At 64.2% G+C, this 374-nt stretch carries 1 protein-coding gene; it reads left to right on the top strand.

Going from position 1 to position 374, the window contains the following annotated elements; all coding sequences use genetic code 11:
* A partial coding sequence (locus SB717_RS34090) for an NAD-dependent epimerase/dehydratase family protein (protein WP_410907244.1) occupies positions 1 to 374 on the top strand: 374 nt, incomplete at both ends.

The raw sequence follows: 374 nt of genomic DNA, 5'->3' as shown, positions 1-374 counted from the left end.
CGAAGAAGTCGCTCGAGCTCGCCGCAGACCTCGCTCGCAACAGCGGCGCTGTAGAGCTCGTCGGGCTGCGCATCGGAGGAGCGTGGGGCCCGCTGGGCAACCCCACCTCGCGCTTCATCGGACTGCCGCGGCTCCTGCACGCCGCCATTGCCGGTAAGCCGCTGCATCTGGACGCCGACGTGTCCTGCGACCTCATCTACATAGAGGACGCTGCACAGGCGATCGTTTCGGTGCTCACTACACCGAAGTTGAACCACTCGATATACAACATCGGCAGCGGATCTGTCGTCTCGGATCAGGAAGTCGCAGATGCCATCCGCCAGTTGATTCCCAGGGCGTCGCTGTCGATCTCGCCCGACGCACCCCGCTACCAC

It is taken from the genome of Priestia sp. SIMBA_032, assembly GCF_046535215.1.
In the GTDB taxonomy this organism is placed as follows: domain Bacteria; phylum Bacillota; class Bacilli; order Bacillales; family Bacillaceae_H; genus Priestia; species Priestia aryabhattai.
Note: the sequence above shows the minus strand (reverse complement) of the source record. Positions and strands in the feature narration are given on the sequence as shown.